This window comes from Streptomyces sp. NPDC001407 (assembly GCF_042895325.1).
Lineage (GTDB): Bacteria > Actinomycetota > Actinomycetes > Streptomycetales > Streptomycetaceae > Streptomyces.
In genome coordinates this window covers 52,786-71,222 of record NZ_JBIAWF010000030.1, presented here as the reverse complement: position 1 = coordinate 71,222, position 18,437 = coordinate 52,786, and the positions used below count along the sequence as shown (strand labels likewise).

The 18,437-nt window shown below is 71.5% G+C and carries 14 protein-coding genes; 4 read left to right on the top strand and 10 right to left on the bottom strand.

Features of this window, described 5'->3' with window-relative positions; genetic code table 11:
• Positions 1-56 precede the first annotated feature (56 nt).
• The 3 genes from ACFY1P_RS30945 to abc-f are packed head-to-tail and all read right to left on the bottom strand — an operon-like array spanning position 57 to position 3,274.
• Positions 57-947, bottom strand: a complete 891-nt coding sequence (locus tag ACFY1P_RS30945) for an ADP-ribosylglycohydrolase family protein (RefSeq protein ID WP_361520757.1) — start codon at positions 945-947, stop codon at positions 57-59.
• Positions 948-958: 11 nt separating this feature from the next.
• Complete coding sequence (locus ACFY1P_RS30940) at positions 959-1,618, bottom strand: histidine phosphatase family protein (RefSeq protein ID WP_361520754.1); 660 nt, start codon at positions 1,616-1,618, stop codon at positions 959-961.
• Between the two features lie 39 nt (positions 1,619-1,657).
• Positions 1,658-3,274 carry a ribosomal protection-like ABC-F family protein gene (gene abc-f, locus ACFY1P_RS30935; RefSeq protein WP_390752490.1) on the bottom strand — a complete coding sequence of 539 codons (1,617 nt, stop codon included), beginning with the start codon at positions 3,272-3,274 and terminating at the stop codon, positions 1,658-1,660.
• 136 nt (positions 3,275-3,410) lie between these two features.
• Between abc-f and ACFY1P_RS30930 the strand changes: the two genes are divergently transcribed.
• Entirely contained in the window at positions 3,411-4,037 is a 627-nt protein-coding gene (locus tag ACFY1P_RS30930; RefSeq protein WP_361520748.1) for a TetR-like C-terminal domain-containing protein, read from the top strand.
• A gap of 34 nt (positions 4,038-4,071) precedes the next feature.
• On the opposite strand, the gene ACFY1P_RS30925 is transcribed toward ACFY1P_RS30930, so the two are convergent.
• Positions 4,072-4,677: a YdbC family protein gene (locus ACFY1P_RS30925; RefSeq protein ID WP_361520746.1), complete on the bottom strand. Its 606-nt coding sequence runs from the start codon at positions 4,675-4,677 to the stop codon at positions 4,072-4,074.
• Between the two features lie 565 nt (positions 4,678-5,242).
• Here ACFY1P_RS30925 and ACFY1P_RS30920 point away from each other — a divergent pair.
• Positions 5,243-5,767: a TerD family protein gene (locus ACFY1P_RS30920; protein WP_361520744.1), complete on the top strand. Its 525-nt coding sequence runs from the start codon at positions 5,243-5,245 to the stop codon at positions 5,765-5,767.
• Between the two features lie 110 nt (positions 5,768-5,877).
• On the opposite strand, the gene ACFY1P_RS30915 is transcribed toward ACFY1P_RS30920, so the two are convergent.
• Positions 5,878-8,751 carry a vitamin B12-dependent ribonucleotide reductase gene (locus tag ACFY1P_RS30915; protein WP_361520741.1) on the bottom strand — a complete coding sequence of 958 codons (2,874 nt, stop codon included), beginning with the start codon at positions 8,749-8,751 and terminating at the stop codon, positions 5,878-5,880.
• A 114-nt stretch (positions 8,752-8,865) separates the two neighbouring features.
• A complete protein-coding gene (nrdR, locus tag ACFY1P_RS30910) occupies positions 8,866-9,378 on the bottom strand; it encodes a transcriptional regulator NrdR (RefSeq protein ID WP_361520738.1) in 513 nt (170 codons plus the stop codon).
• 583 nt (positions 9,379-9,961) lie between these two features.
• On the opposite strand from nrdR, the gene lexA reads away from it, so the two are divergent.
• Positions 9,962-10,747, top strand: coding sequence for a transcriptional repressor LexA (gene lexA / locus ACFY1P_RS30905; protein WP_361520735.1), 786 nt, complete (start codon positions 9,962-9,964; stop codon positions 10,745-10,747).
• A 105-nt stretch (positions 10,748-10,852) separates the two neighbouring features.
• Here lexA and ACFY1P_RS30900 read toward each other — a convergent pair whose 3' ends face one another.
• From ACFY1P_RS30900 to ACFY1P_RS30885, 4 genes are all read right to left on the bottom strand, one after another.
• Entirely contained in the window at positions 10,853-12,847 is a 1,995-nt protein-coding gene (locus ACFY1P_RS30900) for an ATP-dependent DNA helicase (RefSeq protein ID WP_390752489.1), read from the bottom strand.
• A gap of 162 nt (positions 12,848-13,009) precedes the next feature.
• Entirely contained in the window at positions 13,010-13,726 is a 717-nt protein-coding gene (locus ACFY1P_RS30895; protein ID WP_361520730.1) for a GNAT family N-acetyltransferase, read from the bottom strand.
• A gap of 76 nt (positions 13,727-13,802) precedes the next feature.
• Positions 13,803-15,713: an IucA/IucC family protein gene (locus ACFY1P_RS30890; RefSeq protein WP_390752488.1), complete on the bottom strand. Its 1,911-nt coding sequence runs from the start codon at positions 15,711-15,713 to the stop codon at positions 13,803-13,805.
• Between the two features lie 26 nt (positions 15,714-15,739).
• Positions 15,740-16,981, bottom strand: a complete 1,242-nt coding sequence (locus ACFY1P_RS30885; protein ID WP_390752487.1) for an aminotransferase class III-fold pyridoxal phosphate-dependent enzyme — start codon at positions 16,979-16,981, stop codon at positions 15,740-15,742.
• 253 nt (positions 16,982-17,234) lie between these two features.
• Here ACFY1P_RS30885 and ACFY1P_RS30880 point away from each other — a divergent pair, with 253 nt between their 5' ends.
• Positions 17,235-18,422, top strand: a complete 1,188-nt coding sequence (locus ACFY1P_RS30880) for a hypothetical protein (protein ID WP_361520722.1) — start codon at positions 17,235-17,237, stop codon at positions 18,420-18,422.
• The last annotated feature ends 15 nt before the right edge of the window (positions 18,423-18,437 follow it).

The window sequence follows — 18,437 nt, the reverse complement described above, 5'->3', positions numbered from 1 at the left end:
GGCTCCGGGCCGAGTAGCCCCGCCCCCTCCCCTTTTCGTCTCTTCTTTCTGTCCGGTCAGCTGACAGCGTCCGGCAGCCAGCCGGGAAGCGCTTCGACACTCTCCAGCCAGCTCGCCGGCGGTGCTCCTCGCTCGCCCGCCGCGACCACTCCTCCGACGATGGCGCAGGTGGTGTCCACGTCGCCGCCGACCTGCGCGGTCGTCCAGAAGGCCGACTCGAAGGAGCCGAGGTTGCGGGCGGCGGCCCACAGCGCGAAGGGCACCGTGTCATGGGCGCTGGTGCGGCGCCCGCAGCCGAGGACAGCGGCGACGGTGTGCGCGTCGCCGTAGTCGAGCATGTCGCGAGCGCGCCTCAGCCCGGCCTGGACGGCACTGCGCGGTACGAGTGCGATCACACCGTCCAGGAGCGCTTCGGCCGTGACGGAGCCGGGTGCGGCGGCGATCGCCGCGGCGGCGGCCACGGCCATGGTCCCGGCCACGGCCTCGCGGTGCTGGTGGGTGGTGTACGCGGAGATCTCGGCCTGGTGCGTCGCCTGCACCGGGTCGTCGGCGTACCAGGCACCGAGCGGAGCGATGCGCATGGCGGCGCCGTTGCCCCAGGAGCCCTGGCCGTTGAACAGGGCGGCGGCCAGCTCGCGCCAGTCGCCCCCTTCCCTCACCAGACGCAGCATGCGGTTGACCGCCGGGCCGTAGCCGCGGTCGAAGTCGTGGTGCTCGGCGAAGGAGCGGGCCAGGGCGTCCTGATCGATCCGGCCGTGCCCGGCGAGGACGGCCAGCACCGAACAGGCCATTTCGGTGTCGTCCGTCCACTGCCAGGGGGCAGGCGGCAGTTCGCGGCGCTTGAGGGAGGGGTAATGAGCAGGGACGAAGAACTGGGATCCGAGGGCGTCACCGAGGGCCAGCCCGCGCAGGCTCCCCAGGGCTCGGTGGAATCGGTCAGCGGTCATCGCAGCGAACTCTAACCGGTGAACCCGTACGGTTCGGGGGTGCACCAGCGCTCGAACGGCCGGTTCAGGTGGTAGCGGCCGTCGTTGCCGAGGATCAGGGCGCGGGTCTCTCCGTTGCCGGGGTTCGACAGGCACTCGAATTCGGCCACGGTCCAGTGCAGCCACCGCATGCAGAACAGCCTCATGGTCAGCCCATGGGTGACCAGCAGGACGTTCGGCGGGTGGCCGGGGTCCTCGAAGCTGCGCCACAGGCTCTCCAGGAACGCTCCGACGCGGTCGTACACATCGGCACCCGACTCGCCCTGGGCGAAGCGGTAGAAGAAGTGGCCGTAGGCGTCGCGGTATGCCTTCTGCCGGCGCACGTCCGCGGGGTCCTGCCAGTTGCCCCAGTCCTGTTCGCGCAGGCGCGGTTCCTCGCGGACCCGGACGCGGCCCGGGTCGAGTCCAAGCTCATGGAAGGTCTGGTGCGTACGGCGGTAGGGGGAGACGTAAGCGGACACCTGCTCGTCCCCGAAGAGCTCACGCAGCTGGACGCCTGCTTCCCGGGCCTGCTTGCGACCTCTCTCGGTCAGGCTCAGGGCGTGGTCGGGCTCCCGTTCGTAAACGGTGTCGTCGACGTTGCCCACCGACTCGCCGTGTCGGATGAGAACGATGCGTCGGGGCCGTGGCATGCGGCCACCCTAGATCGAGCGCGGGCCGCTTGCCGCACGTCACCCCCCGGTCAGTGGCCGACCGGCCCGTATCTCGCAGCGGCGCCCGACGAAGCGGCTGGTCAGCAGCCTGTCATGGGAGATCACCACCAGGGCTCCCGGCCATTTCGCCAGCGCCTGCTCCAGCTCCTCGACCAGGCCGAGGGCGAGATGGTTGGTGGGCTCGTCGAGCAGCAGCAGGTCGGCCGGGCGGGCCAGCAGGCGGGCGAGGCCCAGGCGGCGGCGCTGCCCCACCGAGAGCGAGCCGACGGGCACGTGGAGATCCCGCTCCCGGAAGAGACCGTAGGAGAGCAGGAGCTCGCGGTGCTCCTCCTCGCCACCCGGGAGCTCGCGCCCGAAGGCGGCGAGCAGCCGCTCGGCGGGCCGGCTCACGGCCGTCTCCTGGGGGAGGTAGCCGACGCGTCCGCGTCGGCGCACCGTGCCGCTGTCCGGCTCGGTCACCCCGGCCAGGGTCTTGAGCAGCGTGGACTTGCCCGCGCCGTTGGCTCCGTGGACCAGGATCCGCTCCCCCGCGTGGACGCGGAGGGAGCCGACGGCGAGCCGGTCCCCGACGCGCACGTCCTCCAGCTCGACCAGGACGCCGTCGGCTCCGCCGGTCGCCGGGCGGGCGGTGAAGCGCAGCGGCTCCGGCGGGCGCGGCACCGGGTTCTCCCGAAGGCGGCGCAGCCGTTCCTGGGCGTTGCGCACCCGGCTGGAGACCGAAGCCTGCACCCGCCCCTTGTCCCGGTCGTACGCCATCTTGTTGCCGTCCTTCATGGCCCGCCCGGGGGCGACGCGCTGTGCGGTGGTCGCGGCGGTCTCGGCCAGCGCCCGCGTCTCCGCCGACCACTGTTCGTACGCCTGCGCCCAGCGGTACCGGGCCGCCGCCCGCTCCGCCACGAATCCCGCGTACCCGCCGCCGTAGCGGACGAGAGTTCTCCGGTCGGCGTCGACCTCGACCACGGCGGTGGCGATGCGCTCCAGGAAGATCCGGTCGTGGGAGACGGCGAGGACGGTGCCGGTGTGGGCCCGTACGGCGTCTTCGAGCCAGGTCAGAGCGGCACCGTCCAGGTGGTTGGTGGGTTCGTCCAGGAGCATGACCTCGGGAGCGGCCGCGATGAGGCAGGCCAGTCCGAGCCGGGCCTGCTCCCCTCCCGACAGGCCACCCAGTACGCGCTCCCGGCCTATGTGGGCAAGCCCGAGCGCATGCAGCGCCTTGTCCACCCGGGCATCGGCCTCGTAGCCGCCGCGCCCTTCGAAGGCGGTGAGCAACTCCCCGTACTCGGCGAGCCCCTCCGGCCCGGCCGCCTCCAGGCCGGTCTCGAGCTCGCGGAGGCGGCGTTCCATGGTGCGCAGTTCCGCGAGCGCCGCGTCGATCGCATCGCCGACGGTGCGGTCCGGGGGAAGCGAGAGCGTCTGGCCGAGAAGGCCGACGCCGTCGTCCGCCGCCGTCACCACCGCGCCGTCGTCGGGTTTCTCGGCGCCGGCCAACAGTCGGAGCAGGGTGGACTTGCCGGCGCCGTTCTCCCCCACGACGCCGATCCGCTCACCCGGCCGCACCGAGAAGGACACGTCGTCCAGGAGGCGCCTGTCGCCACGGGACAGGGAAACACCGCGCAGGGAAAGCTGGGTGGGCATACAGACCTCCAGGGGGCGATCGGCCACAGGCAGGGGCGCCACTCGCACGGCGCGGGCAATCGAGCCGCAAATGCGACCCGAGTTGCGTTACTCTCAGCATGCCACGACCCACCAACTAATGCAACAGGAGTAGCAATTGCCGTCCGACGCGTCCCCCTCCCAGGCCCCCGGCACCGTCCGCCCCGGCGGGCGCACCGCCCGGACCCGCGCCGCCGTCCGTGACGCAGTCCTCGCCGGACTGGTCGAGACCGGCTATCCGGGCCTGACCGTCGAGTACGTGGCCGAGCACTCCGGCGTCCACAAGACGACGCTCTACCGGCGCTGGGGCGGGGTCGAAGGGCTCGTCGCCGACGCGCTCGAGCTCGCGGGCGAGGACAGCTGGACCCCGCCGGACACCGGATCCCTGCGGGGTGATCTGCGCGCACTGACACAGGAGATCCTCGACAGTTTCGACGACCCGGCGAGCGCCGCCGCCCCGGCCGCCTTCATCGCCGCCGCGTTCCAGTCCACGCGCGCGGCGGACGCCCTGCGCGACTTCTACACCAAGCGGTTCGCGCGGTGCGCACCGCTGGTGGAGCGGGCTGTCGAGCGCGGCGAGGTGCCCTCCGGGACCGATCCGGGCGCTCTCGTGCGAGCCGCCTCGGCCCCGCTGTTCTTCCGGCTGTTCATCAGCCGGGAGTCCATCGACACGGCCGATGCCGACCAGGCCGCCGACGCGGCACTCGCCGCGGCTCGCGCGGGGGTCTACGCCCTGCCCGCCTGACACCGGACGCACCCCGGCCGCGAGTGCGCGGCGGTCACACCGTCCAGGACGGCTCTATCGCGACGATGTCGCCGCCGATCGCCGCGACATCCGCCTCGGTCTGCGCCCGCAGCGCGAGCCGCTCCAGCCGGTCCACCCGGTATTTCCCGTACTCCGCCCCGGAGTTCCACATCGACAGCACCAGGAACTCCTGGCCGGGCGCCTCGCCGAACACACCGCGCAGCATGCCCGGGGATCCGGCCATGGCGGGGTTCCACACCTTCTCCTGCATCAGCGTGAAGTGCTCGACCCGGTCCTCACGGACGCGGCAGTGGGCGACGCGCACGACGTCCGCGTCCGCGAACTGCGGCCGGAAACCCACTTTTACGTCGCACCGGTGCTCGAACAACCGCACCTGGATGTTCTTGTAGGTGCCTGCCTGCGCGGCCGCCAGCCTGTCGTGGGAGCGCGCCATGAACGAGTCGTAGAACGCCCTGCTCTCCCAGAAGCCGAAGAGGTGCGCCACATGGGGGCGGCCCCTGCTCCAGCCCCCGCCCTGCCCCCGGAACCCCGGCTCGCCGAGCAACCCCGCCCATTTCCGCTGCCCCCGCTCGAAACCGCGGCGGTCCACCACGGTGCAGCGAATCCACTTGACCAGCACCGCGCCATCGTACGGTGCCGACAGCGGCGCGTAATCACGTCCCGGATGAGTACACCCGCGCGAGCGTGCAGCCATCCGCCTCACCGGGCTCGGTACGGAACTCCCGCTTCAGCGGTTCCGCCAAGTCCTCGGCGTTCACCTGCCGTTGCTCTGCCGGGGGCACGGAAGCACACCGTCGGGGACGGTGAGCCGACCAGGCTCCGGCGTGCGCCGGGGTCCCCTGCCGCCGCTCCCCACCGGCGGCGTACGGAGTGAACCGGCGCTCCGTACCGCACACGCCCCCCACGGTCATCCAGCCGGTACGAGCAGCGCGGAATGCGCGTTCTCCCTTGCCTGGAAAGGCAATTCCATGACTCGGGCCCCACCGCCGCGGGCGCGGTCGCCACCGTGTCGGGTGCGTCACCGAGGGTGGCCTCAGCGGCAACCGGCATGAAATCCTTGGAAGTCAGGGACGCGAACTCGCGGGATCCCGCCTCGCCTCGCCCGGCCTGGCCCGGTTCCGTACCGCCGACGCCTCGCACGTGTGCCGGGCGGCAACAGACGAGTTCCGAGGAAGGGGAGCCTGGTGAACAGTCTCAACAAGGGGATCGAAAAAGTCGAGGTGACGCTCAAATGGGACCCGAGCCCACCCGGCACTCCCGCCACCGACCTCGACCTCATCGCGGCGACATATCCCGCGAACGCGCCCTATGGAAAGCCCGCGTATCTCGTGTACTTCGACAGCCGGGCCCCCGACGGCACCATCACCCTCAACAGGGACAGCCGCACGGGCCAGGGCCTGGGCACCGACGAGGCGATGACGCTCGAACTCGACCGGCTGTCGGACGAGTACGGCCGGGTGGTGGTGGGCGTGGCCATCCAGCAGAACGCCGGACGGAAGACCTTCGGTGAGGTGGCGAATACGGGCGTCCGAATCAGCGAAGGCCGGTCCGTGCTGGCTGCCGAGGATCTCGCCGGCGTCGCGGCGTTCACGGCCGCGACCGTGGGGGAATTCATCCGGGACAGCTCGGGGGCGTGGTCATTCCGCAAGGCGGTCCGCGGATTCGACGCCGACCCCACGGCGTTCGCCGCGATGATGGGCCGCCGCTGATTCCCGGCACAACGGCCGGATCACGAAAAACAGCCAGGCGGAAAGACGTCCCCGAAGGGAGCCTTTCCGCCTGGTCACATCAGGCTGTGAGCGCCGTCCGGCGCTCGCCGTCAGCTGCAGCCGCTGGTGGAGCCGCAGCCCTCACAGAGGTAGCAGCTGCCCGCGCGGCGCATCTTCGTGCCGCAGGAGAAGCACAGCGGGGCGTCGGCGTTCAGGCCGAGCTGCATCTCCACCAGTTCGGTGCTGTTGTGCGCCTGCTTCGGGGCCGGGACGGCCGCCGCGGGCTGGGCCGGGGCCTCCGCCTTGGGGGCCTCGACGTGCCGCGGCGCCGACTGGGCGAGGCCCTCGACGTCGACCTCGTCGTCCGTCGGCTCGTACGACCCGGTGTCCAGGTGGCGCTGGCGCTCCTCGGCGGAGTGGATGCCCAGGGCCGAGCGGGTCTCGAACGGCAGGAAGTCCAGCGCCAGGCGGCGGAAGATGTAGTCGACGATCGACTGCGCCATCCGGACGTCCGGGTCGTCGGTCATGCCGGCCGGCTCGAAGCGCATGTTGGTGAACTTCGAGACGTAGGTCTCCAGCGGCACGCCGTACTGCAGACCGACGGAGACCGCGATGGAGAAGGCGTCCATCATGCCCGCGAGGGTCGAGCCCTGCTTGGACATCTTGAGGAAGACCTCGCCGAGACCGTCGTCCGGGTAGGAGTTGGCCGTCATGTAGCCCTCGGCGCCACCGACCGTGAAGGAGGTGGTGATGCCCGGACGGCCCTTGGGGAGGCGCTTGCGGACCGGGCGGTACTCGACGACCTTCTCCGCGGCGGGAGCGGCCTCGGGCGCCTTGGCGGCCTCGTCCTTCTTCTTGGCGGAGAGCGGCTGGCCGACCTTGCAGTTGTCGCGGTAGATCGCGAGCGCCTTCAGGCCGAGCTTCCAGCCCTCGAAGTAGACCTCCTCGACCTCCTCGACGGTGGCCGACTCCGGCAGGTTCACCGTCTTGGAGATGGCGCCGGAGAGGAACGGCTGCGCGGCGGCCATCATGCGGACGTGGCCCATGGCGGAGATCGCGCGCTCGCCCATGGCGCAGTCGAAGACCTCGTAGTGCTCGGCCTTCAGGCCCGGGGCGTCGATGACGTTGCCGTGCTCGGCGATGTGGGCGACGATCGCCTCGACCTGCTCCGGCTGGTAGCCCAGGCGCTTGAGCGCCTTGGGGACCGTGTTGTTCACGATCTGCATCGAGCCGCCGCCGACGAGCTTCTTGAACTTGACCAGGGCCAGGTCCGGCTCGACGCCCGTGGTGTCGCAGTCCATCATCAGGCCGATGGTGCCGGTGGGGGCCAGCACGGAGGCCTGGGCGTTGCGGAAGCCGTTCTTCTCGCCGAGGCGGACGACGTCCTGCCACGCCTCCGTCGCCGCGGCCCACACCGGGGTGTCCAGGTCGTCGGCGCGCGGGGCGACGGCGTTGGCGTCGGCGTGCTGCTTCATGACGCGCTTGTGGGCGTCGGCGTTGCGGGCGTAGCCGTCGTACGGACCCACGACCGCGGCCAGCTCGGCGGAGCGCTTGTAGGAGGTACCGGTCATCAGCGAGGTGATGGCACCGGCGAGCGCGCGGCCGCCGTCGCTGTCGTACGCGTGGCCGGTGGCCATCAACAGGGCGCCGAGGTTGGCGTAGCCGATGCCGAGCTGGCGGAACGCGCGGGTCGTCTCGCCGATCTTCTCGGTCGGGAAGTCGGCGAAGCAGATGGAGATGTCCATCGCCGTGATGACCAGCTCGACGACCTGGGCGAAGCGCTCGGCGTCGAACGACTGGTTGCCCTTGTCGTCGTCGCGCAGGAACTTCATCAGGTTCAGCGAGGCGAGGTTGCACGAGGAGTTGTCCAGGTGCATGTACTCGCTGCACGGGTTGGACGCGGTGATCCGGCCCGTCTCCGGCGAGGTGTGCCAGTGGTTGATGGTGTCGTCGTACTGGATGCCCGGGTCGGCGCAGGCCCAGGCCGCCTCGGCCATCTTACGGAAGAGGCCCTTGGCGTCGATCTCCTCGATGACCTCACCGGTCATCCGGCCGCGCAGGCCGAACTTCGAGCCGGTCTCGACGGCCTTCATGAACTCGTCGTTGACACGGACGGAGTTGTTGGCGTTCTGGTACTGGACGGACGTGATGTCGTCGCCGCCCAGGTCCATGTCGAAGCCGGCGTCGCGCAGGGCGCGGACCTTCTCCTCCTCCTTCACCTTGGTCTCGATGAAGGCCTCGACGTCCGGGTGGTCGACATCGAGGACGACCATCTTGGCCGCGCGGCGGGTGGCGCCACCGGACTTGATCGTTCCTGCGGAGGCGTCGGCACCGCGCATGAAGGAGACCGGGCCGGAGGCGTTGCCGCCGGAGGAGAGCAGCTCCTTGGAGGAGCGGATGCGGGAGAGGTTCAGGCCGGCGCCCGAGCCGCCCTTGAAGATCATGCCCTCTTCCTTGTACCAGTCGAGGATCGACTCCATGGAGTCGTCGACGGACAGGATGAAGCAGGCGGAGACCTGCTGGGGCTGGGCGGTGCCGACGTTGAACCAGACCGGCGAGTTGAAGCTGAAGACCTGGTGCAGCAGGGCGTAGCTGAGCTCGTGCTCGAAGATCTCGGCGTCCGCCGGGGAGGCGAAGTAGCCGTTCTCCTCGCCCGCCTTGCGGTAGGTCTTCACCACGCGGTCGATCAGCTGACGCAGGCTCGACTCGCGCTCGGGCGAACCGACCGCGCCGCGGAAGTACTTGCTCGTGACAATGTTGACCGCGTTGACCGACCAGAAGTCGGGGAACTCGACGCCACGCTGCTCGAAGTTGATCGAGCCGTCGCGCCAGTTGGTCATGACGACGTCACGACGCTCCCAGACCACCTCGTCGTACGGGTGCACGCCGGGAGTCGTGTGGATGCGTTCGATGCGCAGACCCTTGCCGCCCTTGTTCCCCTTGGAGCGGGAACCTCGTGCCGGGCCGCTCGTCGTCTCTGTCATGCCGCCTCCCTCTACGGGCAAAACGCCCTAATGCGCCTAATTCTTCCGTGGCGCGGATGTCTGTCGTTCACCCGGGCGCGCGGAGCGCGCCGGGCAGGTCTGTGGTTGTCGCCGCTAGTCGGCGGCGGTGGCGGGCGCCGGAACCTCGGGGCTCCCGACGCGCTCACCGGTGGCCGCGACGGGCCGCTGCTCCCGGAGCTCCGCGACGGCGGCCTCGAAGTCCTCCAGCGAGTCGAACGCCTGGTACACGGACGCGAAGCGCAGATACGCGACGAGGTCGAGATCCCGGAGGGGGCCGAGTATGGCGAGCCCGACGTCATGCGTGGAGAGTTCGGCGCTGCCCGTGGCCCGCACCGCCTCCTCGACACGCTGACCGAGCTGCGCCAGGGCGTCCTCGGTGACCGGCCGGCCCTGGCACGCCTTGCGCACCCCGGAGATGACCTTGTTGCGGCTGAAGGGCTCGGTGACCCCGCTGCGCTTGATCACCATCAGTGACGCGGTCTCGACGGTCGTGAACCGGCGGGAGCAGTCGGGGCACTGGCGGCGCCTGCGGATCGAGCAGCCGTCATCGGTGGTCCGACTGTCGACCACACGGCTGTCGGGGTGCCTGCAGAAGGGGCAGTGCATGGCTCTCCACCCTCCTCACCCTCATAGGACTGTGCACGATCTTCGACTTCGGCGGACCCCCTTCCGGGGGCCTCGCGAAGCAGCCCCAAGCATAGGCGATGGCCGCGGGCCGGAATGACCAGCGACAGCCGTCGACCACAACTTGTGGGTAGCCGCCGCAATCAAACCACTAGATCTGGTGCCGGGTGGCGAACCTCGCCGGAGGCGTGTCGCGCCGTCCGGGCAGGCCCCGAGCCTACGTGAGCGACTCGCGCGAAGGCCCCGCGGGGCCTTCGGGGGCCCACGGATGACAGACTGGCCACCGGCACCGCGCGTACCGCGAGCCGGACGGGCCCGGCGACCGCGGACCGTCACCTCCTGGGAGATCCCGGCCGGCCGGCACCCGGTCCGACGGGATCCGCGAAGTCCGCAGGACTTCGCACCGAAGGGTACCGTAATAGGTCGAATTGATCTTCAGCCGTACACCCTCTCGCCTGATCACGTCAGGGAATCTTCGATATTTCACTCGAACGTGTGTTTGGCGCAACCTTTCGAAAGCAACTACCGTTGTCCAGCTAGGGAGAACATCTCGAGAGGGGCCGACGTGACCACCACCGCAGACAGCGCCACCATCACCGCCCAGGACCGCTCCCAGAACCGACTCGACCAGGCACACCCGATGAATGACGCAGCCATGAACGCCGAGGGGCCCAAGCCCGCTCGCGCCCTTCCCGGACGACCTCCAGGAATCCGGGCCGACAGCTCGGGTCTCACCGACCGGCAGCGGCGGGTGATCGAGGTCATCCGGGACTCCGTCCAGCGGCGGGGCTATCCGCCCTCCATGCGCGAGATCGGCCAGGCGGTGGGACTCTCGAGCACCTCCTCCGTGGCCCACCAGCTCATGGCCCTGGAGCGCAAGGGCTTCCTCCGCAGGGACCCCCACCGCCCCCGCGCCTATGAGGTGCGCGGCTCCGACCAGCCCAGCTCGCAGCCCACCGACACGACCGGCAAGCCCGCGGCCTCCTATGTGCCCCTCGTCGGCCGGATCGCCGCCGGCGGGCCGATCCTCGCCGAGGAGTCCGTCGAGGACGTCTTCCCGCTGCCGCGCCAATTGGTCGGCGACGGTGAGCTGTTCGTCCTCAAGGTGGTCGGCGATTCCATGGTCGAGGCCGCGATCTGCGACGGCGACTGGGTAACGGTGCGTCGCCAGCCGGTCGCGGAGAACGGCGATATCGTGGCCGCGATGCTCGACGGCGAGGCGACGGTCAAGCGCTTCAAGCGCGAGGACGGCCACGTGTGGCTGCTCCCGCACAACGCCGCCTATCAGCCCATTCCCGGTGACGAGGCCACCATTCTGGGCAAGGTGGTGGCGGTGCTCCGCCGAGTCTGAAGGCGTCGCACGACCGAGCCCCGGAACCACTGCGCCGGTTCCGGGGCTCGCCTATGTGATCGTCCCCGTAAGGCTCAGGGGACGGGGGCTCAGGGGACGCGGGCCCTACCGCTCCTCGGCCTTCGCCGCCGCGTCGATCGCTGCCAGGGAGCGACGGACCTGGTTACGGTCCGTGGTGTACCAGAAGTCCGGCATCGAGGCGCGCAGGAAGCTCCCGTAGCGGGCCTTGGCCAGCCGCGGGTCGAGCACCGCGACAACGCCTCGGTCGCCCGAGGCGCGCACCAGCCGGCCCGCGCCCTGTGCCATCAGCAGCGCCGCGTGCGTCGCCGCGACCGCCATGAAGCCATTGCCGCCCGCCTCCTCCACGGCCTTCTGCCGGGCGCTCATCAGCGGGTCGTCGGGGCGCGGGAAGGGCACCCGGTCCATCACGACGAGCTGACAGCTCGGGCCGGGCACGTCGACGCCCTGCCACAGGGAGAGCGTGCCGAACAGGCACGTCCGCGCGTCGCCGGCGAAGGTCTTGATGAGCTCGCCGAGGGTGTCCTCGCCCTGGAGCAGGATCGGCATGTCGAGCCGGCCCCGCAGCGCCTCCGCGGCCGCCTGCGCGGCCCGCATCGAGGAGAACAGCCCGAGCGTACGCCCGCCGGCCGCCTCCACCAGCTCGGCCAGCTCGTCGAGCATGTCCGTACGGCTGCCCTCCCGACCGGGCTGGGAGAGGTGCTGCGCCACGTAGAGGATGCCCTGCTTGGGGTAGTCGAAGGGCGAGCCGACGTCGACGCCCTTCCACTGCGGGCTGTCCTCTCCCCCGGTGCCTTCCGGGGCCAGCCCCAGGGAGGCACCGACCCCGTTGAAGTCCCCGCCGATCTTGAGTGTGGCCGAGGTGAGGATCACCGAACGCTCGGTGAAAAGCTTCTCCCGCAGCAGTCCGGAGACCGAGAGCGGGGCGACCCGCAGGGACGCCCCGAAGCGGTCGTGCCGCGCGAACCACACCACGTCGTACTCGGAGCCCTCCACGATCCGCTCCGCCACCGCGTGGACGTTCTCCACGGCGGCCAGCGCCTGCTTGCGGACGGCGTCCTCGTCCTGGACGGACTTGTCGCGGGTGTTACCGATGGCCGAGATCACCGTGCGGGAGGCGTCACGCAGCGCCGTCAGCGCGTACCCGAGGTCCTCCGGGAGCACCTCCAGACGGCCGGGCAGCGCGAGCTCCATGAGGCGCTCGAAGGTCTCGGAAGCGGTCTGGAGGGCGTCCGCGGCCTTCTCGTCCACGAGCTTGGCGGCCCGGCGCAGGGCGCGGTTGACCTGGCCCGGGGAGAGCTCGCCGGTGGCCACGCCGGTGACCCGGGAGACCAGCTCGTGGGCCTCGTCGACGATCAGCACCTCATGGCTGGGCAGCACCGGCGCGCCCTCGATCGCGTCGATGGCCAGCAGGGCGTGATTGGTGACCACGACATCGGCGAGCTTGGCCCGCTCCCGGGCGGCCTCTGCGAAGCACTCGGCGCCGTACGCGCACTTGGAGGCGGACAGGCACTCGCGGGAGGTCACCGAGACCTGGGACCACGCGCGGTCGGAGACGCCGGGCGTGAGGTCGTCGCGGTCGCCCGTCTCCGTCTCGTCGGACCAGTCGCGCAGGCGGAGCAGATCCTTGCCGAGCTTGCTGTTCGGCGCGGCCGGTGTCGGGGCCACCGGCTCGGCGGGGTCGAACAGGACCTGCTCCTCCTCCTGCGGAGCGCCCTCGTGCAGCCGGTGCAGGCACAGATAGTTCGACCGGCCCTTGAGCATGGCGAACTCCGGGCGGCGGCGCAGCAGCGGCTGGAGGGCGTCGACCGTCCGCGGAAGATCGCGCTCCACGAGCTGGCGCTGGAGCGCGAGGGTGGCGGTCGCCACGACAACGCGCTCGCCGTGGGCCAGGGCCGGGACCAGATAGCCGAGGGACTTTCCGGTGCCGGTGCCGGCCTGCACCAGCAGGTGGGAGTTGTCGTCGACGGCTTCGGCGACGGCTTCGGCCATGGCGGCCTGGCCGGGCCGCTCGGTGCCGCCGACGGCGGTGACGGCGGCGTGCAGCAGGTCGGCGAGGGAGGGCGAGGAGGAGGCAGTCATAGCGCGTCCAGCCTAAGGGGAGGCACTGACATCTCTTGCCCGATCATGGAAATGCGCGGCGGACGGGATCCCGGGGCGGACGTCCGGCGGGGATTCGTGATATCCGGGCGGCGGCGCCGTACGAGCCGCCGCCGACCGCCGAGTTGGGCTGCCTGGGGGTGATCAGAGGACCCGGCGCAACGCCCTGTCGCGGATCATCAGGGCCGCGCGCTTCTCCGGCAGGCTGATCTCGGCTGCCAGCCGGAAGCCCGCGCTGAGGAAAGCCGAGACCGAGGGGACGTTACGGAGGTCGGGTTCGGCGACGACCCGGCCGCAGGCGGGGCGGCGGTCGAGGACAAGGTCGGCGACGGAGCGCAGCAGGCGGGTGCCGATGCCGCGGCCGCGGCAGGAGACCGTCCCGATGAGGAGGTGGAGTCCGGTGTCGTGCGGCCGGGCCGGGTAGTGGCGGGCGATGGGGTCGAGGTCGGCGCGGTAGACCTCCCAGTAGCTCATCGGCACCCCGGCGAGGACCCCCATGCAGGGCACGCTGCGGCCGTCGCCGTCGAGCTGTGCGCGGAGGTGGGCCTCGGCGACGGTCCCGGGCCCGTCGAGCTCCCAGAAGGCGGCGACGGCTGGATCGTTCATCCAGCGGGTGACGGTCGGCAGGTCGCGTTCGACGCGGACGGGCACGAGCCGGAAGGGGCCCATCCCGGTCTCGACGGGTCCCCAGTCCGCGAGGGAGTCGAGGAGGTCCGGGCCCCGGCGCCAGGGCGCACCGGCGCCGCCGGGGGCGTGCGGCTCCGGCTGGTCGTGGGCGATGAGTTCGACGAGTTCCTCGGACAGCCTCAGATCGAGGGTGTCGTCGGTGCTGGAGCTCGCGCCGGGGTCCGTGGGCGACACGACGGCACTCCTCTCGGTGCGTCCCCTGGCGTCCGGCAGCGCCCGGCCGGAAAGCGAGCCTCCGGTCTCCCGCCGGTCATCCGGCCGGTGCGACAAGGGGGTTGGCGATGGTGACGTAGACGGACTGGGTGTCGACCGGGCCGACGAGCTCGTCGAGCCCGTGCAGCCTGGTCAGCAGATTCGCCTTGCAGCGGAGCGTGGGCGACGTGAGGAGGCGGGCGGGCAGGGACGAGCCACCGGTGCCCGGGGCGGTGGCGGCGTCCTTCAGGAAGAGCCGGAAGGCGGCCAGCAGCAGCCTCTCGTCCGCGAGCCGCTGGGCACCGAACGCGCCGATCAGACCGAGCACGTTGTTGATGCCGAGGTAGTACGCGAAGCGCTCGTCGGCCACCTCGTCGGAGACGAACGTGTCGCTCTCCGTGCCGATTCCGGGGAGTCTGCTGTCGAGGGCGTCACGGTGGGACTCGCGGAAATAGTAGCCCTGGTTGTCGCGGAAGCGGCCGCCGGCGGGCCAGCCCTGACGGTCCAGGAGGACCAGCGTGTTCTGCTGGTGGGCCTCCAGCGCGATGCCCGCCTCGCCGTCGAGCCACAGCACAGGCCGGACGACCGCTTCCAGATACCGCAGGAACCACTCGGCGGAGACGGCTCCCGCGGGCCGCCCGGTGCGGTGCGCGAGCCGGGCGACGAGGGCGGCGAGGCGGGAGGACATGCGGGGCCGCCCGGGGTGGCCGTCGGTGGCGGGCCAGGGGCGTGGCGAGACGATCCCGGCGAGGCACGCGGCGTCGTCCCCCGGGCCGAGGGGGTTGTGCCGGACGACGGCGTCCAGGCCCTTCAGCGGCGTGCCGTCCGGGGCGTCGACGGCGAGCCAGGCGGGGTCGCGGACGATGTCGAAGCCGAGGCCGCCGGAGCACGTCGCACGCCACCGCTCGGCGAGGCCGCTGCGCAGCAGCCGGTGCACCTCGACACCGCGCCGCAGCTCCTTGCGGAGGTTCTCCCGCCGCGAGTTGGTGATGGGCAGGTCCAGGGAGAGCTTCAGCATCGCGGGCGCGCCGGGGCGGTGCAGGGTGCGTACGGAGGAAGTGGGGAACCACGGCTCCCCGTGCGCGCCGAGGTCGTGCAGCAGCCCGCTTTCGAGGAGAGCGGTGACGGCCGGACGGCCGCGCAGTTCGCGGGCCTGCCAGGGGTGCACCGGCAGAGCCATGGTGTCCGGTGGCAGGCTCAGCCCGGGGCCGGCCAGCCGGGCGGCGAGCGTGACGGCGTCGATCGCCCTGCCCCGCTCGGTCCACGCCGATTCGCTGGCGAGCAGGGAGCGGTGGACGGCCAGCCAGTGCAGCGGGAAGGAACCGCGCGTCTCGGGTGAGTAGACACGGGATTCGGCTTCGGTAAGGCCCTCGCGGCTCTTGGGTGCGGGGTGGAGGGGGTGTCCGAGCAGCAGCGACTGTTCGGCGTAGAGGAAGAGGTCACCGCCGTCCGGGTCGGCCGGGCGGGCGCGCCGGTCCGCGAGGAAGTGCGCCGTACGGCGGACCGAGTCCGCGACCCGGCCGACGAGTTCGGCTGCCGCACGACCGGCCGGTGCCGCCCGGTGCGCGGTCTCCCTGCCCAGGAGGGCCGCCAGGGTGACGGCGTCGACGGGTGGGGCGTCGGCCGGACCGTCCACCAGGGTGGGCGGCCCGAAGCGGTGCCAGCCGGTGGCCGACCAGTAGTGCACGGGGACGCGCAGGGTGGCGCCGCTCGCGGTGAGAGGGAGGTGCAGCGCGCTGCCGTCCGGGCAGGCGATGGCGTTCTCGCGGACCCAGCAGCGCAGCAGGCCCTCCACAGTGGCGGCGTCCGCCGCGACCCCGGGGTCGGGGTGCTCCAGCGGTTCCGGAGCGATCGGGGTGCGCGGCTCGGGGCCCGTGCCCTGGCCCGGCACGGCGGGCGCCTTGGGCTGGCCGGTGCGGCGGCCGTCCCGGTGGGCGGCGAGTGCCTCGGTCCCGGTGGATGCGTTCATGCGTGTGCGGCACGCGTGCCCCGGCCTCAGGCCGGGGTCGCGGGGCCTGCCTCCTTCGGCGTGCTCGGAGTGGCTGCGCGGCGGTGGGTCCTGTCGACCGCGGTGAGGGCGTCCGCCAGCCGGTCGAGGACGGCTTCCGTCTGCTCGTCGGTGATCGTGAGGGGAGGCAGGAGGCGTACGACGGAGGAGTGCGGGCCGCCCAGTTCGACGATGAGCCCCCGGCGCAGGCATTCGCGCTGCACCGCGGCGGCCGGGCCGGGCGCGCACTCGATGCCGATCATGAGCCCGAGCCCCCGCACCTCGCCGACGCACGCGTGGTCGAGTGCCCGGAGCCGCCGGAGGATGTGTGCGCCGAGTGCCGCCGCGCGCCCGGCGAGGCCGTTCTCCCGTACGTACCGCAGGGTCGCCGTGCCCGCCGCCATGGCCAGTTGGTTGCCCTGGCAGGCGTCCGGGCGGCCGGCGGGCGGATGGCCGCCGAGTTCGTCGTGGTGGACGACGGCGGCGAGGGGAAGGCTGCCTCCGATGGCGTGGGACAGCACCATCACATCGGGCACGATGCCGCTGTGCTCCACCGCCCAGAAGGCGCCGGTGCGCCCCACGCCGGTCGACGCCTCGTCCACGACCAGAGGGATCGCGCGGGCGGCGGTGATGTCGCGGGCCCGCCGCAGCAGGCCGTCCGGTGCCGGGAGCACGGCGCCTTCGCCCGCCACGGGTTCGACGACGACCGCGGCCGGTGCGCGCACGCCGCTCCCCAGGGCCGTGAGGAACACGTCGGACGGCCCGGACAGGGCGAGCGAGGTCTCGGCGGGTGCGCCGGACAGGGTGAGCAGTTCCGTGCGGCCGGTCGCGGCCCGTACGAGTGCGGCGGCCTCCCGCAGCGCGTCGGCGGCCGTCGGGCCGCAGAACCGGATCCGTGCGCCGTCGGCCAGACCGCGCGGCAGCGTGGCCAGCAATTCGCCGGTGAACGCTTCCCGCACGGGGGTGGCGAGGTCCGGCGCGTGCAGCGGGGCGCCCGAGTCAAGCACGGCGCGGATCGCTTCGAGCACGACCGGGTGATTGTGGCCGAGCACCAACGCCCCTGCTCCCGACAGGCAGTCGAGATAGCGGCGGCCGTCGGCCCCCTCGACCGTCAGCCCCCGGGCACGCACCGGCACGACCGGCAGCGAGCGGGCGTACGTACGGGCCGCCGTCTCGCGGGCCGGGTGCCGCCGGAGGATGCCGTCGCGGGTCCCCGACGGTGAGGCCTGTGGCAGCCGGGTCAAGGTCACGGTTCTGAGACCTCCTGGTGCTGAACTCCGGTCAGTTCTCCCCTGTACGTACCAACGACGCCGACAGCGGCGGAACACGGCCGACCGTCAAGAACCTTCGGCCCGGAACCGGGGACCCGCCCGCGCCCGTCTCCCACCGCACCGGCATAGTGGGGTCCTGCCACCCCACTGGGGCGGTACATGACAAGTTCATAGGTGGCCGCCCAGCGGGCACCGCTGCGCCAAAAAGATCGATTCAGGGGGAACCCACTCCATGTCAACCATCCGCCGGCCCGCGCTGGCAGCGGCCGCTCTGACCGCCGCGCTGGCCCTGACAGCCACCGCGTGCGGTCCTTCCGAGGACAAGGCGTCCGGTAGCGACAAGCCCAGCGCCTCCGCCACCCAGACCGGCGACGACGGTCTCCAGCTGCCCAAGAACCTGCCCTCGTCCCTCAAGGACCTGGACAAGTGGAAGAACGGCGCCTGGAAGAACTGGGACAAGGACCAGTGGCTCCGCGAGGCCCGTGACTTCATCAACCCCATCATCAAGGGCCACTGGAAGCCCGACACCATGAAGGACGCCCGCTCCAGCGACAAGACGCTGTCGAGCAAGGGCGCCCCGGGAACCGCTCCGGGCGCCTCCGGCGACCAGGGTGTCACCGACCCCGAGCCGCAGGCGGTGACGGCCAAGTCGGTCGACCTGCCGTACCACAACAACGCCGCCCCGGTGGGCAAGGTGTTCTTCGACAGCCCCGAGGGCCACATGGTCTGTTCGGCGACGGTCGTCAAGGACCCGGCACACCCGGGCAAGTCCAACATGGTGTGGACCGCGGGTCACTGCGTGCACGCGGGCAAGAGCGGCGGCTGGTACCGCAACATCGCCTTCGTGCCCTCCTACAACGACAAGGGCCTGCCGGGTGCGCAGGTCAACACCGCGCCGGTGCAGGACGTCGCCCCGTACGGCGTGTGGTGGGCGGACTGGGCGCAGACGTCCTCGCAGTGGATCACGCAGGGCGCCGAGACGGGTGGCGCCGGCGCCCCCTACGACTTCTCCGTGCTGCACGTGAAGCCGGAGACCGCGACCGGCAAGTCCCTCGAGGAGACCGTCGGCAACGCCCTCACCGTGGACTTCAACGCCCCGCAGGTGAAGTCCATCCAGTCGATGGGCGCTTGGGGCTACCCGGCCGCTCCGCCCTTCGACGGACAGAAGATGTACGACTGCGTCGACAAGCCCGGCCGGCTGACGATCGACCCGGCGCAGCCGACGATGTACCGCATCGGCTGCACGATGACCGGTGGTTCGTCCGGCGGCGGCTGGTTCGCCCAGCGCGACGGCAAGGTGGTGCTGGTCTCCAACACCTCCATCGGCCCGGCCAACAGCACCTGGCTCGCTGGCCCGCACCTGGGCCCCGAGGCCAAGGGCGTCTATGACGGCATCAGCCGGAAGTTCGCCAACCAGTAAGCGGTGAAGCCCGAA

Coding starts and splice junctions, on each gene's coding strand:
- ACFY1P_RS30900 (WP_390752489.1), bottom strand. CDS start 12,847: ATGACTGCCTCCTCCTCGCCCTCCCTCGCCGACCTGCTGCACGCCGCC.
- abc-f (WP_390752490.1), bottom strand. CDS start 3,274: ATGCCCACCCAGCTTTCCCTGCGCGGTGTTTCCCTGTCCCGTGGCGAC.
- ACFY1P_RS30890 (WP_390752488.1), bottom strand. CDS start 15,713: ATGAACGCATCCACCGGGACCGAGGCACTCGCCGCCCACCGGGACGGC.
- ACFY1P_RS30915 (WP_361520741.1), bottom strand. CDS start 8,751: ATGACAGAGACGACGAGCGGCCCGGCACGAGGTTCCCGCTCCAAGGGG.
- ACFY1P_RS30880 (WP_361520722.1), top strand. CDS start 17,235: ATGTCAACCATCCGCCGGCCCGCGCTGGCAGCGGCCGCTCTGACCGCC.
- ACFY1P_RS30940 (WP_361520754.1), bottom strand. CDS start 1,618: ATGCCACGGCCCCGACGCATCGTTCTCATCCGACACGGCGAGTCGGTG.
- ACFY1P_RS30945 (WP_361520757.1), bottom strand. CDS start 947: ATGACCGCTGACCGATTCCACCGAGCCCTGGGGAGCCTGCGCGGGCTG.
- nrdR (WP_361520738.1), bottom strand. CDS start 9,378: ATGCACTGCCCCTTCTGCAGGCACCCCGACAGCCGTGTGGTCGACAGT.